Below are 207 nucleotides of genomic sequence, written 5' to 3'. Positions count from 1 at the left end.
CAGTCGGCTACAGAAAGAGCAGAAGCATCATTGGCAAACCAAAGAACATTACGGTATCTCGAGAGGGTCTAAAGTGGTTCGTTTCCATTCAGACTGAATTTGAAATAGAGCCTAAGCGGATGATTAATTCCGAAATCGGAATTGACATGGGCGTTAAGAAGTTTGTTACTTTTTCGAACGGGACTTTCGTAGAGCCGGTCAATAGCT

1 pseudogene is annotated in these 207 nt (G+C 43.0%); it reads left to right on the top strand.

Going from position 1 to position 207, the window contains the following annotated elements:
- A pseudogene (locus tag ACYQ4O_RS13245) lies at positions 1 to 207 on the top strand (RNA-guided endonuclease InsQ/TnpB family protein); the annotation flags it as partial.

This window comes from Turicimonas sp. TL08, from assembly GCF_054660695.1.
This window is presented reverse-complemented; position numbering and strand designations above follow the sequence as displayed.